Genomic DNA, 15,541 nt, shown 5'->3' with positions numbered 1-15,541 from the left:
TTCTTTTAGGAACAAGTAAATCCCGCCAAGCAAGACGATGGCGCCGAGCCACTGGAACGGACCGAGTCGCTCACCGAAAAAGGCGTACCCAAATAGCATTCCCCATAAGGCCTCTCCAAGTATGGTAATACTGACGACGGTCGCACTGACCCGAGCGAGTGCATAATTGAACAGGTTATGCCCTAATATCGTCGGGAAAAAGGCAAGGGCGAGGAAATACCACCAGTTGACCGTTTCAAAGTCGGTGAACGTCGTCCCGCGTACGAGGAGCATGAAACAAAGGACGACCGTCGCGACGAGGTAGACGCTAAACGAGTACGCATTCGTGTTCATCGATGTCCGGACATGTTGACCGACGAGCCAATACCCTGCAATGAGGAGGGCGGCAATCAGAGCGAGCAGGTCACCAAATAGTGCTTCTCGTCCGAGCTGAATGTCACCTGCAGCGACAAGCATCCCTCCGAGGACGGCGACGAGTGCGTATGCCAATCCTTTTCGCGTCGGGTTCTTTTTAAAGATCAAGGCGTTTCCGATTAAAACGAAAATTGGGCTCGATGTGACAAAAAGGGTGGAGCTGGCGACTGTCGTATAATCGAGTGATAAAAACCAGAGCCAAAAGTGAAACGCGAGCAGCGTCCCGCTAAGTAACAAAGCATATCGTGTCATCAGTCGCGTTTTGATGAGTGATTTGAAATCGACGAATGGGAGTAGCATGAGACATGTGATCAGCATGCGGTAAAACGCAGCCGTCTCGGCTGGAGCGGACGTCCATTTGACAAATAAGACGCTCGTCGACAAGAAAAAAACGGCAGCGAATAAAATGAGGTAAGACATGACGACACTCCTTCACATATGTATGTTCTCTGTTAATCATATCGGAAAACAGCCGTGTGGCAAGATATGATTCATAGAATACAAACAAATGCTCCCCTCTCGATATGTCCATCCTCGACTTGGTATAGTAAAATACATAGAAGAAGCAATCCCACCATGTACGTCTTGCCACGAAACTGAAGGCAAAGTAAGGAGTTCTTATGAGACTAATCATCGCGGAAAAGCCATCACAAGCTCAAAAGTTGGCGGCTCCCTACCCATCTAAAAAAAGAAAAGATGAGATTGAAATCTCACCATGTTCACGTTTCCCGGAAGGAGCGATCGTCGTTTGGGCGGTCGGTCACCTTTGCGAACTACAGGAGCCTTCACACTATCGTCCGGAATGGAAGTCTTGGAAATACGAGGCACTTCCGATTGTTCCGGAACGGTTCGATTATCGAATCTCAAAAGGAAAATCAAAACCGTTTTACGCCATCAAGAAATGGCTTCATGACCGCTCCATCACCGATGTGATTATCGCTTCGGATGCCGAGCGGGAAGGGGAGGCAATCGTTCGATTAATTCTTCGGCTCGCCGGAAACAAAAAACCGTTAGCACGACTTTGGATTTCGAGTCTGACGGAGCAAGCGGTCGACCGTGGATTCTCTCAACTGTTACCGGGTGAGCAAACGGTCCCTTATTATCATGAGGCGATGAGTCGCGCATGTGCCGACTGGCTCGTTGGCATGAACGCTTCCCGTGCATATACGACCTTGTTGAAAACAATCGGAATCGAGGACGTGTTCTCGCTCGGTCGTGTCCAGACACCGACACTCGCCTTGATCGTCAATCGCGAACGAGAAATCAAGCAGTTCGTTCCAGAACCGTACTTTGAAGTCGAGGCGACACTTGCAAAAGGTCGGGGCACCTTCAAAGCAAAATATACACTCGGAAAGACGACGAAGCTCAAAACGCGTGAGGAAGCAGACGCGGTCTTGAAACGAGCTTCCGGCACCGCAACAGTCAAATCAATTGACAAAGAAGAAAAAATGGAGCAACCTCCATTTTGGTTCAGTTTATCCGGGCTTCAGGCAGAAGCAGGGAAACGATTCGGTTTCGGGGCGAAAAAGACGCTCGATATCGCTCAAAAGCTTTACACGAAAGGGTGGATCAGTTACCCGCGGACGGATTCTGGCTTTGTCACCCCAGATGAAGCGACGCTATTCCCTCAGACGAAGGCAAGATTGCTGAAGTCAGCCGCTTATGAGGGTCTTCGCGACGTCTTAACCGAGGATCCGTCAAGAAATCGTCGATACGTCAATGCGAAAAAGGTCAGTGATCACTACGCAATCATTCCGACCGAAGCTTGTGGTGACGTCACACGTCTCGGCGGCGATGAGGCAAAGCTGTACGATTTGATCAACCGACGTTTTCTCGCAGCATTTGCACCTGCGGCGAAGCTCGAGAAGACAACAGTTGATTTGATTGATGGAAACGACCTATATCGGGCAAAAGGTACCGTCGTCGTGAGTCCAGGTTATCGTCAAGTCGTCGAGATGAAATCAAAAGATGTCGAGCTTCCTGTGTTGGCAATCGGCGAAGAATTGAAAGAGAAGAAAGTTGAAGTGTTGTCAAAACAGACGGAGCCACCGAAGCGGTATACGGAAGGTTCACTGATCATGGCGATGAAAGTCGCAGGAAAACAGCTCGATGACGAAGAGCTGATTCATATCATGAAAGAAGTCGAAGGTCTTGGCACCGAGGCGACACGCGCTAACATTATCGATGGATTGAAAAAGCGCGGTTATGTTCAACTTCAGAAAAAAGAGCTCGTTCCGACAGACAAAGGACGTCTCTTGATTGATGTGCTCGGAGACAGTATTTTAGCATCGCCTGTCATGACGGCGAAGTGGGAGAAACGCCTTCACGAAATCGGCCAAGCATCGGCATCTGCAGCTGAATTCATAGAACAAGCGAAAAAGATGTCGATTCATTTGGTTGAAGAGGCGAAGTCACGAGTCGAGGCAGCAAACCCGGAAGGTTATACGATTGAGGCGAAGCGTTACGGGAAAAAAGGAGCGACTCGACCGAAACCCTCGTTTGGAGTCTGTCCGAATTGTGGCAAAGCCCTCGTTGAGCATACGAAGTTCATCGGTTGTAGTGGTTACCGGGAAGGATGTCGCTTCACCGTCTCCAAACAAGTACTTGGTGTCGGACTGGTGAAAGATGAGTTGAAGCAAATGATCAACGGAGGTCAATCGAACGTGCATACGTTCAAAAAAGGCGAGAAGACGTTCAATGCTTCTTTATATCTTGAAAAAGGGACGCTCCGATTCGAATTCAAATAAAAGAAGGGTCGCGTATTAAAGCGGCCCTTCTGTCTTGTCGGTCTTCTCTCTTTTCTGGTCGTCCTCGATGCGACGATTGATTTCGTCATAGTCTAGAACGATGTCGTCTTTGTTATCTTTGTAGGCATATCCTTTTTGAATGACGACGATGGATGCGATGAGGACGAGTAAAATAATCAAACCGCTGACGGCAAATATCCAGGCCATAAGAACCCCTCACTTTCTCTCTTCAGTATGCCAAATAGTGAGTCGATTCTTCAACTGGAACGAACAGGCAGTAATCTCGTGTGACATTGAAAAGATATGGTACAATACGATGTAGAACACTACGTAGAGAAGGAAGGGATAGTCATGGCGATTTTGATTGTGGACGACGAACCGGTCAATACGCTCGTTCTCGAGCAACTGCTTCACCAGCACGACTATGAGACGAAATCGGTCTCGAGCGGAGAAGAAGCGCTCGATTTATTGATGGCCCCACAAGCCGCATCGCTGTATGATCTCGTCCTGTTGGATGTCGAGATGCCCGGGATTTCTGGAATCGAGACATGTAAACGAATTCGACAGATGGCTGATTACGAAGAAATGCCAGTCATCATGGTGTCGGGTCGTACAGATGAAAAGCAGATTGCTGAGGGACTAGATGCAGGAGCGTCAGACTATACGACGAAACCGATCAAGGTGACGGAGCTGCTTGCAAGAATCCGCTCTGCTCTTCGCTATAAAGCGGCCGTCGATGAACGGAAAATCTATGAGGCCCGTCTCCAATACGATTTGGATCTTGCGCAAAAAATCCAACAAAGCGCGCTTACTCCACCAATTAGTAACGAAGAGATTGATGTGCGTGCTCTCTATCTACCTTCGAAAAAATTAGCGGGGGATATGTATGCGTGGTTCCAGGTCGCACCGGATCGGTATGGCGTCATCATCTTTGATGTCATGGGACATGGGGTCTCTTCGGCACTCATTACGATGGGAATTCGCTCGATTCTTCCGGGACTTGTTGTTAATGTTCAATATCCGGTCGACGTGATGACCGAGTTGAATCGTCAAATGACGTTCTTATTCTCGGGTGACGATATGCACAGTTACTTTACAGCGGTGTATTGCTATATCGATACAACGAAGCGTCGAATTGAGTATGTGAATGCAGGGCATCCTCCAGTCATTGTGACATCAGAAGAAGGCAATTGTCGTCTTGAGACAACGGGAGTACCTGTTGGCATGTTCGAAGAGCCAAATTATGAGTCTAAAGAAGTTGATATTGCTCCGGGTATGACACTTCACATGTACACGGATGGACTCATGGAATGTTATAGCAAAGATATTGACGATGGGATTCGTTGGCTTGAGAAGGACGTCTCCACGTACGGTCTCGACTATAGTCGTCACGTTGCAGAGCAACTCGTCCCGAAAATTGAAATTGAGGATGACCTTTGTCTCGTCACGGTCAAGGTCACATAACAAAGAGCCTGACGTATGATGCGTCAGGCTCTTGTACGTTTAGAAATATCGTTTTCGCCATAGGATATAAAAGGCAAGACCAGAAAATCCAATCATCATAGTAATCGCCATGATGAATCCGAACGGCTGTCCTTCCCATGGAACTTGGACGTTCATCCCAAAGATTCCAGAAATCATCGTTGGAATACTGAGTACAATCGTAATCGACGCTAAGAACTTCATGACGAAGTTGACGTTGTTCGAAATGATTGATCCGAATGCTTCCATCTTAATGCTGATGATATCATTATAGATTGACGCCATTTCCATGGCCTGGCGGTGTTCTACGAACACATCTTCTAATAGTTCTTCGTCCTCTTCATGTTTCTCCAAACTTGGTGTCTTGACGATTCGGTCTAAGACACTATCGTTCGCTTTCAAAGAGGTCATGAAGTAGACGAGGGATTTTTGCAGGTTCATCAATTGAAAGATCTCTTGATTTCGCATCGAACGTTGTAGTTCCTGTTCAAGCTCGTCCATTCTTCGGTCGATTTGTCGCAAGAAACGTAAGTACGTCATACTCACCCGATGTAAAATCTGAAAGACGAAACGACTTCGATAATTCGTCCGGAACAGTCGTGCTTTGCCGTTTGCGAACAAGTTCAAGACGTCAAGCTCACGTGAACAGACGGTGATGAAATGTCGTCCAGTCACGATGATACCGAGCGGGATTGTATTGTAAGTTCGCCCCGTATCATCTTCCTCCACGTACGGGACGTCAATGATCATGAGAAGTCCCTCATCATCTTTTTCAAAACGTGGTTTTTCCTCAATATCAAGTGGGTCATATACAAAGTCTTCTGGAATGCCGGACGCCTCGATGACTTGATCGGCCTCATCTTTTGTCGGATTCACGAGCTGAATCCAGCTTCCTTTATCAAAGTCTTCGATTTCATCCACATGGCCTGATGCGTCAGTACGGTAAATCGTCAGCATGCATCTTCCTCCTACCTTAACTCAATCTTATTATAGGTAGCGAAAATGAAGAGTGCAATCCAAAGCAGGAGATTTTTTGTTTTCTCTAGAAAACGTGTTACAGTGAAAGGGAACGATTGAATGATCGCTTATTGAGGAGGGGTTATATTGACTAGAATGCCCGAAGACGCTCTGTTCAATGAGGCCAAATTAACGGAGCTCCACCAAATCGCAAATGGAAATATGGATTTTTTAAATAAAATTGCAAACACATATATCAAGCAGTTCGAGGAAAAATATCCTGAACTGCAAGCTGCTGTCGAGTCGAACGACTATTCACGGGTCGAACAACTCGCCCATTTGTTAAAAGGGGCGTCCTATTCGGTCGGCTTGGAACAGACAGCGCTTCTTTTTCATGACCTTGAAGTGGCAGGCGAGAATGCACATCTTGAAGGTGCAAATGAGACACTCGCGACAATCGAGTCCCATAGTCAGCGTTTTTTAGTCGAATGGAATCATCATTTTGAGCAGTTGACGTAAAAAAGTTTGCGACCGTGAAGTCGCAAACTTTTTTGTTATCCTACAAATTCGTCGAGTGTCGCAATCAAAATCCCGATTTCAGGTTTCGTGATTTGAGCGTTCGCCCCGACGGCCTCACCCTTATGTTTCAAGTCGTCTGAGATGAGCGACGAGAAGATGATGATTGGGAGGGACGCGTAAAGGTCCATTTCTCGAAGACGCTTTGTTAAATGGAGTCCATCCATTTGTGGCATCTCGATGTCCGTGATGAGAAGGTCGCACTCTACGCCATCTTTTTCGAACGCATCGAGCGCCTCTTTCCCATTGTTGAAAACGGTCGTGTTGAAGTAACCCGCATCATCCAACGTATCGAGAATGAGTGAGCGTAGCATTTCCGAATCTTCAGCAATCCAAATGTTTTTATTCGAACGTTCGCGAGCCCCGAGGCGTTTGACCGATTCGCGGGCCATGATATCTTTACGAGAAAGTTCGAGTGCGATTCGTTCATAATCAAGTAAGATGATCATTTGGTCACCTGTTTTGACGACACCATTCGTGATGCCTTGGACGCCGCGTGCAAGATCGGAAGGCGTATCAATCTGCTCCCATGAGATGCGTTTGATTTCCGTCACCTGGTCGACGCGAAGAACTGATTTTTCCCCGTTAAACTCACAGACAATCAATCGATCGTCACTTCCGACCTCACGCGGATGATTAATGACCATCGGAAGGTCGATGACGGTCATGACTTCGCCCCGTAATTCAATCAGTCCCATAATTGCCTCTGGTGTGCCCGGAAGAGGTGTCAATGGAAGCATCGTGATGATTTCACGTACTTTCATGACGTTGATACCGAATAAAAACGGTCCAGCTTGGAAGATGACGATTTCAAGTTCGTTCGTTCCAGCCTCTAGTAAAATATTATGATCAGTGCTCAATGGTTGTCCCTCCTATTTCACGTACTCTCTCCTTTACTATCGGTTTCAGATCATCAAATCTATAGTGAAAAGTTGTTGAACTCTCGTCAGAATTCACAAAAAGTTTCATAGTAACCGTTTACATCTCATAAACTGAATCGTTATAGTTGTCCAATGCAAAAAAATCTGCTTACAATGGGGTTGGCAACGAGATATTACAGCTTACTCAGGAGGCAGATAGAGATGATGAGTATGAACACATATCCATATTTATTGAATGGTCAATGGCAGGAATCATCAAGTCAGGAAACGATTGAACTCGTTTCACCATATAAAGACGAAGTCGTTGGTCGCGTTCAGGCGATGTCACGCGATGAAGTCGATACAGCCATCCATGGCGCAAAACGTGCACAACATGAATGGGCGGCGCTTCCGGTCAACAAGCGCGCTGAATTGTTGTATGCATGGGCAGAGAAACTCGAAGAACGCGTCGATGAGATTGGTCAAATCATCATGCAAGAAGTCGGGAAAAACTTGAACGATGCGAAAAAAGAAGTCGTTCGCACAGCTGAAATCATCCGTTACACAGCGGAAGAAGGCATTCGTTTCAATGGTGGATTCATGCAAGGTGATTCGTTCCCTGGTGGTTCGAAAAACAAGATGGCCATCATCAAGAAAGAGGCGCTTGGTGTCGTGCTCGCGATTTCACCGTTCAACTACCCGGTCAACTTGGCAGCGGCAAAAATTGCACCTGCTCTCGTCACAGGTAATGCGGTCGTCTTCAAACCAGCGACTCAAGGTGCAATCAGCGGAATCAAGATGGTCGAAGCCCTTCATGACGCAGGACTTCCAAAAGGTCTCTTGAATCTCGTGACAGGACGCGGTTCGGTCATCGGGGACTACTTGACGTCTCACCCAGGAATCGACATGATCACATTCACAGGTGGAACAGGTACAGGTCAACATTTGTCACAACAAGCGTCAATGGTACCGGTCGTGCTCGAACTCGGTGGGAAAGATCCGGCACTCGTCCTTGAGGATGCGGATTTGACACTTGCGGCAGATCAAATTGTCAGTGGTGCATTCTCGTACTCAGGTCAACGTTGTACAGCCATCAAACGCGTCTTCGTTCTCGAAGACCAAGCGGATGAGCTCGTTGGCATGTTGAAAGAACGCGTCGCGAAACTCTCGGTCGGTTCGCCTGAAGAGAACAGCTTCATCGTTCCTTTAGTCGATGCGAAAACGACAGATTACGTTCAAGGTTTGATTGACGATGCGGTCAACAAAAAGGCGACGGTCGTTCATGGAAATGAGCGTGAAGGAAACCTCATTTATCCGACATTGCTCGATCATGTGACGACAGACATGCGTGTCGCATGGGAAGAACCGTTCGGACCAGTCCTTCCTGTCATTCGCGTGAAATCACTCGAAGAGATGATTGAACTCACGAACGAATCTGAGTTCGGTCTTCAAGCGAGTGTCTTCACACAAAATGTGAATAGCGCCTTTACAGTCGCTGACAAGTTAGAAGTCGGTACGGTTCAAGTGAACGGACGTACGGAACGTGGTCCAGACCACTTCCCGTTCATCGGCGTGAAACAATCGGGACTTGGCGTTCAAGGAATCGGACGTAGCCTCGAGACGATGACACGCGATAAAGTGACGGTTATCAACTTATAATATTCACCATTCGTGAGGGGGAGATGTCCCCCTCTTTTTTGTTTGATTGAAAACGCATCTTTCAGACGGGTATAATGGAGAAAGACAGGAAGAAGGGGTGGTGATGACGTGGCGGACTGGATTTCAAGCCAACTGGCAAGACTCGATATTCCGACACCGTTCGAAGTTGGAAACGTGAACGTATATATCGTTGAACATATGAATCGCTTTTTTATGGTCGACTGTGGACCAGATACAGAAGAAGCGTGGACTTCATTGAATCGGCAACTTGATGAGCTTGAACTATCGTTGTCTGACATCGACTTTTTATTTTTGACGCATCATCATGCCGACCATGCGGGGCAGGCGTGGCGACTTCGTGATGCATCGATTCCGGTGTATGGGCACGAGAAGCTCGTTCGATACTTAGAACAAACCCCGAATTTTTTAAAACGGGGCAACCACTTTTTACATGAACTAGCCCTCTCATTTGGAGCACCGGCACCACTCGTGGAAAAATTGCCAGACTATCGGGAAGCGTTACGTTGGATTGGGCCGACGACCGTCACCATGACGTTCAGTGACGGACAAGCTTTGACACCGGACGGGGCGTGGCAGACGATTCATTTGCCGGGACATGCGAGTGACCAACTTGGATTGATTGGTCCTGGCGGCGTTTTGATTGCAGGAGATCACTTGATTGATAAGGTCGAACCAAATCCACTCATCGAACAGCCGTATGAGGGTGAAGGGTTTGCCTCACCGGTTATTCTCTATATCGATTCACTTAAAAAGTTGCGTGGAATCGATTTGAAACTTGTCGTCAGTGGACATGGTGAACCGATTCATCATCCGAACGATTTGATTGAGAGCCGAATCCGACAACGGTATGAACGCAGTGAACAATTGCTTGCTGAATGGGAAGATGGACTTAGTGTCTTTGATTGGTCGATGAAATTATATGGAAGAAAGATGCGAAGTGGTATGCCACTCGTCTTTAGCGAGGTGTTCGCACGACTCAGTTTACTCGAAGAGCGTGGCGACATCGAGAGACGCCGGGATGACCAAAAATGGATTTATACAAAGAAAGAAGCGATGTCATGAAACGGGTAGTCATTACAGGTGCGTCAAGCGGACTCGGTGCCGCATTGGCGCATTCTTTTTATGAAAAAGGATATAGCGTGTTATTGATTGGAAGAAATGAAGAACGTTTGAAAACAATTGCGACCACGTGTGAGGGAGAATGGATGCGCGCGGACGTCACGAAGGCGGATGCTCTTGTCGATGATGTGATCGAGCGATTTGGGAAGTTTGACATTTGGGTCAATAATGCAGGAATGGCTGAATTTGATTTCGTGACCGATCAATCGACTGATGTGATGGAAGAGACGATGCATGTGAATGCCGTCGCTCCGATGTTGTTATCGAGGAACGCTGCCCGAGTGTTAGGACGTGGAGGTGTCATCATCAACATCTGTTCGCAAGCTGCAAAAGTTCCGACACCGAAATCAGCCGTATACGCAGGATCGAAAGCGGCACTTCTTCAGTTTTCGAACGCCCTTCGACTCGAATTGAAGCCACATGGGATTCATGTCATGACTGTCAATCCGGGGCCGATTGCCACGCCATTCTTTAATCGGGCCGATAAGAGTGGTACATATGCCCAAAGCGTTAAGGGAATCATGCTCGATCCGAAACGATTGGCCGACGCGATTGTCAGAGGGAGTTTGACGCGCAAACGCGAGATCAATTCACCGTGGTGGATGAACATCGGGGCGAATGTGTACGCAATCTGCCCAAGTATGTTCGAAATGCTCGCAAAACGGGGATTTGAGAAAAAGTAAAAAGGGGGAGAACGATGAAGAAATGGAGAGTATTGTTCGTAACGTTTATGCTCACATTCGTTGCAGCATGTGGGAATGAAGAGGCGGTTGAGTTTTCGGACTCATTCGATGATGCGGTTGAGTCAGCGAGCGGGTCGACCGTCAATCTATATATGTGGGGTGGGGACGAGGGAATTAACAGCTATATTGATGACTACGTGGCACCCCGGCTTGAGGAATCTTACGATGTCGAATTAAATCGTGTCGCGATGGATACGGCTGAATTCGTTCGTCAGCTATCGCTCGACAAAAAAGCGGACAGACAGGTCGGAACAATCGACGTCGTCTGGATTAACGGCGATAATTTCCGAAATGCGAAAGAAGCAGGACTCCTTCGGGATGGACTGATGGAGCGTGTCCCAAACGCTACATTATTAAATGAAACGGCTCAACAATCAGATGCCGGTACACCGACAGATGACTTGGAACTCGCTTGGGGAAATGTACAGTTTATCTTGCATTACGATGCAGCGAAAGTAGACAATCCTCCTGAATCGTTTGAGGAATTACGTCGCTGGACCGAAGACAATCCAGGTCGTTTCACGTATCCTGAAGTCACAGATTTCACCGGAAATGCTTTTGTCCGCCATCTTTTATTTGAGCGCTACGGTGAAGAATTGAACAAAAATGCGACCGTTGAAGAGTCGTTCTGGGATGATTTGAAAGCGTGGTCCCCGAATTTATGGAAAGAAGGACAGACGTATCCGAAGACGCTTGAACAACTCGATCAACTCTATGCATCTGGTGAAGTGTGGATGACGATGGGCTTCAATGAACGCCGGGCTGAAGCGGAAGTGAAGGAAGGCATTTTCCCGAAAGAGACACGTGCACTTCTCTTAGATCACTCGATTGCCTCGACGCACTTCTTGGCCATCCCTTTCAATGCACCAAATCCAGATGGGGCGCTCGTCCTCATTCAAGAACTGTTATCGCCTGAAGCTCAGCTCGTGAAACAAGGTCCTGATTACTGGGGAGATGGGACATCACTCGATTTGACAAAACTTGACGCTAACGACCAACAAGCCTTCGAAGAGCTAGGAGACGGCGTGACGTATCCGAATCCGGAACAGTTGCTCGAACGTTCAATTCCAGATTACGGGCCGAACATCATTGATGCCGTACGCGAGGAGTGGCCGCGTGTTGCGAAGTAGTGTCGCGTTAACGATTCTCGTATCTTTTTTGCCGCTCGCTGCCCTCCTTTTTCTAGGAATGGAGGCGCTAGGGACGGATTGGGGCGCACTGCTGACGGACGAAACGTGGCGAGATAGTTTGTTCACGACGCTTTATGTCGTCAGTGTGTCAACCATCCTATCACTCTTCTTCGGAACGTGGGTTGCACGAACGGTTGTAAAACAAAGATGGCGATTCACATCGACTGTCTTGAAAATCCCAATGTTCGTCCCTCACATCGCAGCGGCGTATTTGTTTTGGCTATTATTTAGTGGGTCCAATGGTTTTTTGGGGATTGAGGCGAACGAGCGAGATTATGTGACGGTCATCCTGACATACGTATGGAAGGAGACACCGTTCGTCTTTTTAATGATGCTCGGGACATATGAACAATTGAATCGGGGTTACGTAGAAACGGCGAAGACGCTCCAACTTTCTCCCTATGCACAATTCAAACATGCAGAGTTCCCGTTCTTGATTAAACCGTTGCTCGACTCGACCTGGATTTTAATTGCTTTCATCTCATTTGCGTATGAGGTTCCGGCACTGCTCGGTGTGACCTATCCAAAACTAATCGGTGTCCTCGCTTACGAACGACTCTCTACGGGACTCTATTTGGAGGCAACAGAACCATATGCTGTCGCCCTTATTTGGACATGTCTTGTCGGTTTCGGTGTATTCGTGTCTTACGTGATGACCGCATCTGTTCGTCGACGAATTGAACGGGGGGTGAGGCGATGATTCGTCAAGCATTCCTCCTACTTATTGTGTTACTCCCGTTCGTCAGTTTATTTTTAGTCGCTCCGTCATTGGAAATCGGAAATATTGAGTCCGTTGTTCATACGGTTGGATTAACCATTATTCTATCTGGCATCAATGTTTGGCTCGCAACGACATTTGCCTGGTGGCTCTTATGGACAGAATCGAGATGGAAAAGTGTCATAGAATGGCTCGTGTTTTTACCGTTGTTCATTCCGATGCTTGCCACACTGTTTGGGCTTTACCTGATCTTAGCTGAAGTTGGACTAATCGGGACGTATGTCGGAGTCATACTTGCCTTGCTCGTCGTGACGATTCCATATTCAATCCGTCTCGCTTATAACGGAATGGCGGTCATCGGTCGTCCACTTTTAGAACAGGCCCGACTATTGCCAATGAGTCGACGAGTCGTCTATGTACTATATCCGCTCTTCTCTAGAACGATGCGAACTATCGCGTTATTCACGACCGTCATTTTACTCAGTCAATTCGCACTCATTCAGCTGATCGGTGCAGGATTGATCCCGACGGTGACGACAGAATTGTATCAATCTTATGCGGGAAACAATAGGAGTCTCGCGCTCTCGAACACATGGATGCTCATTTTATTCCCCGTAGTCATCTATTTCCTGCTTTCCGGATGGAATCGATGGATGTTGCGTATGCTGAAAGGACGTCTGTAATGAGTTTGAATGTACACGATTTACGTAAACAATTTGGATCAAGACAAATACTAGACGGTGTCGATTTTAAAGTCGCACCTCACGACATTCACGCAATCGTCGGGGTGAGCGGCTCAGGGAAATCGACAATTCTCCGAATCATCGCAGGCCTCGAGACGGCTGATGGAGGTGATGTATGGTGGAATCATCGCTCCTTAAACAACATTCCTGCCCATAAACGTCGCGTGACGATGCTATCGCAGACTGCATTGTTGTTCCCACATCTGACGGTAGGAGAGAACGTCACACTCGCGACACGTGGGCGTTCACGTAAACAAGCAGAACATTGGTTACAAGTCGTTCGCCTCGCTGACCGGTACGATGCTGAAATACACGAACTATCGGGTGGCGAACAGCAACGCGTGAGCCTTGCCCGGGCTCTAGCAGCAGAACCGGAACTTCTGTTATTGGATGAACCGTTCACAAACCTTGACCCGAAGCTAAAACTTGATTTGCAACGTTTCATCCGTGACTTAGTCAAAGAGCTCGGCCTCACGGCAGTATTGGTCACCCATGACCGAGAAGAGGCCATGCTCATGGCAGATCGAGTGACACTGCTTGAAGCTGGCAAGGTGACGCAGACAGGGACCGCAGAGGAGTTATATGACTCCGCACCTGGATTCGGAGACTTTGTCATGCTCGATGGCAAACTTCGACCATTGTCCGAGGTGGAAATATCCGAAACGATTGGTGAACCGGTACAATTGATGAAGAAAATTTATCGGTTCGGTCAGTGCTTTGGAGAATATCATTTCGAGGATGGGCGGTCGGTCATGTTACCGACGCATGAATGGTTCGTTATCGGAATGACATATCGAATCAAACGAAAGGAGGAATACCATGCTTGATACGTACGGGAGTCGTTACGTCCAACCTGTCATTGAACGGGGGGCGAATCGACTGCTCAAATGGAACTTTACACCGAATGAAGTAACCATTTTAGGCGGAATCATAGGGGTTTCGACAGGAATCTTTATTTATAATGACATGCACTGGACGGCCGTTATCTTATTGTGGCTATCTGGTTTGTTTGATGTCTTGGATGGAACGATGGCACGAAAATCCAAAACGACTGGTTTTGGAACGGTGCTCGACCTCGTCTTAGACCGGTTCGTCGAATTATCGGTCGTGATTGCCCTCGCACTTCGCTATCCGGAATATATGCCAATCTTTCTCATATTGATTGGATCATTTGTCATTGCGATGACGCTATTTTTGGCTGTTGGTGCAAGTAGTTCAAGGCGATCAGAGAAGACATTTTATTATCAGCCTGGAATCATTGAACGAACGGAATGCTTCATCTTGTTCACATTGATGATTCTCTTCCCGAACTGGGTCGGTGTGATTGCGCTTATCTTTTTAGTACTTGAAGTGATGACAATCACGCAACGATTCATCGAGGCGCGGAGAATTTTGCGATGAAACCAGTATTGATGTTGGCAGGACTCGGTCACGGTCAGCTTGAAATTTTGGACCGTCTTGATGAGATTCGAGAGCATTACGAAGTTCAATTCATCGGAGAACGTCAGACGGTGTATACAGGTGCCTTCCCACAAGTGATTGCCGGGCTCATGAACTCCGCGACAGTCCAATTGACACGACTTGAACCGGTCGCAGAACGGGTTATCTCAATTGACCCTCATCAGCAAACCGTTCAAACGGAACAGGGCTTGTTTCACTACGATCAACTTGTGCTGGCGACTGGTGCAAAGAGTAGAGGCATTGGGACACCGCTTAAACCGATGTCACAAGCTTTACTTGACCGTATCGATTCGAGTCAGGTAGTGACGATTGTCGGTGGGGGCAAGGCCGGTGTAGAATTGGCGTTTACGTGCGCAAAAGCGAAAGACGTGACGCTGTATGCGAAAAAGATTTTGCGAGACGTGCCGCTTCATAGACAGAAGCAAATTGAACGTCTTTTAGTCAAATCAGGCATTATGGTCGTGAAACAACAGCTTCAAGATGACGCATCGGAGGGGCTCCTGCTAGATGCGACGGGCGTTGTTCCAGTAGATTGGTGGGCTGAATCCGGGCTTGCAAAACCTGACAATTTTATAGAGACGGATGAATATTTGCGTCATCATCAGTTTACGAATATATATGTAACAGGAGATATGGCATCCTGCTTAAATGGAGGCGTCCGATGCTGTTTTGTCGCCAAGCACTTACTCGGTGAGACGAGTCAACCATTTCGAAGACGTCAATCGATGAATATACTATTGACGACACCAGGTCGTGCCTTGCTTACATTTGGACAGTTCACGTGGCATGGACGTCTTCCATATTATGTGAAGCGTTTCATTGACTCGCGATATGTTCGGCACTACAAGTAG

General features: G+C 47.5%; 16 protein-coding genes. 12 read left to right on the top strand and 4 right to left on the bottom strand.

Going from position 1 to position 15,541, the window contains the following annotated elements; translation table 11 throughout:
* A partial coding sequence (locus ON063_RS01655; protein ID WP_274664013.1) for a DMT family transporter occupies nt 1–834 on the bottom strand: 834 nt, incomplete at its 3' end.
* A gap of 200 nt (nt 835–1,034) precedes the next feature.
* Between ON063_RS01655 and ON063_RS01650 the strand changes: the two genes are divergently transcribed.
* Nucleotides 1,035–3,161, top strand: coding sequence for a DNA topoisomerase III (locus ON063_RS01650; protein WP_274664012.1), 2,127 nt, complete (start codon nt 1,035–1,037; stop codon nt 3,159–3,161).
* A 15-nt stretch (nt 3,162–3,176) separates the two neighbouring features.
* On the opposite strand, the gene ytzI is transcribed toward ON063_RS01650, so the two are convergent.
* A complete protein-coding gene (ytzI, locus tag ON063_RS01645; protein WP_074033260.1) occupies nt 3,177–3,368 on the bottom strand; it encodes a YtzI protein in 192 nt (63 codons plus the stop codon).
* 144 nt (nt 3,369–3,512) lie between these two features.
* Here ytzI and ON063_RS01640 point away from each other — a divergent pair, with 144 nt between their 5' ends.
* Complete coding sequence (locus ON063_RS01640) at nt 3,513–4,625, top strand: PP2C family protein-serine/threonine phosphatase (protein ID WP_274664011.1); 1,113 nt, start codon at nt 3,513–3,515, stop codon at nt 4,623–4,625.
* Nucleotides 4,626–4,664: 39 nt separating this feature from the next.
* On the opposite strand, the gene ON063_RS01635 is transcribed toward ON063_RS01640, so the two are convergent.
* Nucleotides 4,665–5,600: a magnesium transporter CorA family protein gene (locus ON063_RS01635; protein WP_074033258.1), complete on the bottom strand. Its 936-nt coding sequence runs from the start codon at nt 5,598–5,600 to the stop codon at nt 4,665–4,667.
* Between the two features lie 156 nt (nt 5,601–5,756).
* Between ON063_RS01635 and ON063_RS01630 the strand changes: the two genes are divergently transcribed.
* Nucleotides 5,757–6,119: an Hpt domain-containing protein gene (locus ON063_RS01630; RefSeq protein ID WP_274664014.1), complete on the top strand. Its 363-nt coding sequence runs from the start codon at nt 5,757–5,759 to the stop codon at nt 6,117–6,119.
* 35 nt (nt 6,120–6,154) lie between these two features.
* Here the strand turns inward: ON063_RS01630 and ON063_RS01625 are convergent, their stop codons facing one another.
* Nucleotides 6,155–7,036 carry a chemotaxis protein CheV gene (locus ON063_RS01625; RefSeq protein ID WP_274664010.1) on the bottom strand — a complete coding sequence of 294 codons (882 nt, stop codon included), beginning with the start codon at nt 7,034–7,036 and terminating at the stop codon, nt 6,155–6,157.
* A gap of 222 nt (nt 7,037–7,258) precedes the next feature.
* On the opposite strand from ON063_RS01625, the gene ON063_RS01620 reads away from it, so the two are divergent.
* From ON063_RS01620 to ON063_RS01580, 9 genes are all read left to right on the top strand, one after another.
* A complete protein-coding gene (locus tag ON063_RS01620) occupies nt 7,259–8,695 on the top strand; it encodes an NADP-dependent glyceraldehyde-3-phosphate dehydrogenase (protein WP_274664009.1) in 1,437 nt (478 codons plus the stop codon).
* Nucleotides 8,696–8,803: 108 nt separating this feature from the next.
* A complete protein-coding gene (locus ON063_RS01615) occupies nt 8,804–9,778 on the top strand; it encodes an MBL fold metallo-hydrolase (RefSeq protein WP_274664008.1) in 975 nt (324 codons plus the stop codon).
* Nucleotides 9,775–10,518 (top strand): SDR family NAD(P)-dependent oxidoreductase, encoded by a 744-nt coding sequence (locus tag ON063_RS01610; RefSeq protein ID WP_274664007.1) that lies wholly within the window; start codon nt 9,775–9,777, stop codon nt 10,516–10,518. The genes ON063_RS01615 and ON063_RS01610 overlap by 4 nt, the downstream gene beginning before the upstream one ends.
* Before the next feature lie 14 nt (nt 10,519–10,532).
* Complete coding sequence (locus ON063_RS01605) at nt 10,533–11,708, top strand: ABC transporter substrate-binding protein (RefSeq protein ID WP_274664006.1); 1,176 nt, start codon at nt 10,533–10,535, stop codon at nt 11,706–11,708.
* Nucleotides 11,695–12,468 (top strand): ABC transporter permease, encoded by a 774-nt coding sequence (locus ON063_RS01600; protein WP_274664005.1) that lies wholly within the window; start codon nt 11,695–11,697, stop codon nt 12,466–12,468. The genes ON063_RS01605 and ON063_RS01600 overlap by 14 nt, the downstream gene beginning before the upstream one ends.
* Nucleotides 12,465–13,169: an ABC transporter permease gene (locus ON063_RS01595; protein WP_274664004.1), complete on the top strand. Its 705-nt coding sequence runs from the start codon at nt 12,465–12,467 to the stop codon at nt 13,167–13,169. The genes ON063_RS01600 and ON063_RS01595 overlap by 4 nt, the downstream gene beginning before the upstream one ends.
* Entirely contained in the window at nt 13,169–14,056 is an 888-nt protein-coding gene (locus tag ON063_RS01590; protein WP_274664003.1) for an ABC transporter ATP-binding protein, read from the top strand. Before ON063_RS01595 ends, ON063_RS01590 begins: the two co-directional genes overlap by 1 nt.
* A complete protein-coding gene (locus ON063_RS01585; RefSeq protein WP_214692829.1) occupies nt 14,049–14,630 on the top strand; it encodes a CDP-alcohol phosphatidyltransferase family protein in 582 nt (193 codons plus the stop codon). Before ON063_RS01590 ends, ON063_RS01585 begins: the two co-directional genes overlap by 8 nt.
* Nucleotides 14,627–15,541, top strand: a complete 915-nt coding sequence (locus ON063_RS01580) for an FAD-dependent oxidoreductase (protein WP_274664002.1) — start codon at nt 14,627–14,629, stop codon at nt 15,539–15,541. The genes ON063_RS01585 and ON063_RS01580 overlap by 4 nt, the downstream gene beginning before the upstream one ends.

The sequence above is a fragment of the Exiguobacterium sp. B2(2022) genome (assembly GCF_028823655.1).
Classification (GTDB): Bacteria; Bacillota; Bacilli; order Exiguobacteriales; family Exiguobacteriaceae; genus Exiguobacterium; species Exiguobacterium aestuarii_A.
Note: the sequence above shows the minus strand (reverse complement) of the source record. Positions and strands in the feature narration are given on the sequence as shown.

Excerpts from the sequence above, each read along its gene's own strand:
- ON063_RS01650 (WP_274664012.1), top strand. The coding sequence starts at position 1,035 with ATGAGACTAATCATCGCGGAAAAGCCATCACAAGCTCAAAAGTTGGCG.
- ytzI (WP_074033260.1), bottom strand. The coding sequence starts at position 3,368 with ATGGCCTGGATATTTGCCGTCAGCGGTTTGATTATTTTACTCGTCCTC.
- ON063_RS01640 (WP_274664011.1), top strand. The coding sequence starts at position 3,513 with ATGGCGATTTTGATTGTGGACGACGAACCGGTCAATACGCTCGTTCTC.
- ON063_RS01635 (WP_074033258.1), bottom strand. The coding sequence starts at position 5,600 with ATGCTGACGATTTACCGTACTGACGCATCAGGCCATGTGGATGAAATC.
- ON063_RS01630 (WP_274664014.1), top strand. The coding sequence starts at position 5,757 with ATGCCCGAAGACGCTCTGTTCAATGAGGCCAAATTAACGGAGCTCCAC.
- ON063_RS01620 (WP_274664009.1), top strand. The coding sequence starts at position 7,259 with ATGATGAGTATGAACACATATCCATATTTATTGAATGGTCAATGGCAG.
- ON063_RS01610 (WP_274664007.1), top strand. The coding sequence starts at position 9,775 with ATGAAACGGGTAGTCATTACAGGTGCGTCAAGCGGACTCGGTGCCGCA.
- ON063_RS01605 (WP_274664006.1), top strand. The coding sequence starts at position 10,533 with ATGAAGAAATGGAGAGTATTGTTCGTAACGTTTATGCTCACATTCGTT.
- ON063_RS01595 (WP_274664004.1), top strand. The coding sequence starts at position 12,465 with ATGATTCGTCAAGCATTCCTCCTACTTATTGTGTTACTCCCGTTCGTC.
- ON063_RS01590 (WP_274664003.1), top strand. The coding sequence starts at position 13,169 with ATGAGTTTGAATGTACACGATTTACGTAAACAATTTGGATCAAGACAA.
- ON063_RS01585 (WP_214692829.1), top strand. The coding sequence starts at position 14,049 with ATGCTTGATACGTACGGGAGTCGTTACGTCCAACCTGTCATTGAACGG.
- ON063_RS01580 (WP_274664002.1), top strand. The coding sequence starts at position 14,627 with ATGAAACCAGTATTGATGTTGGCAGGACTCGGTCACGGTCAGCTTGAA.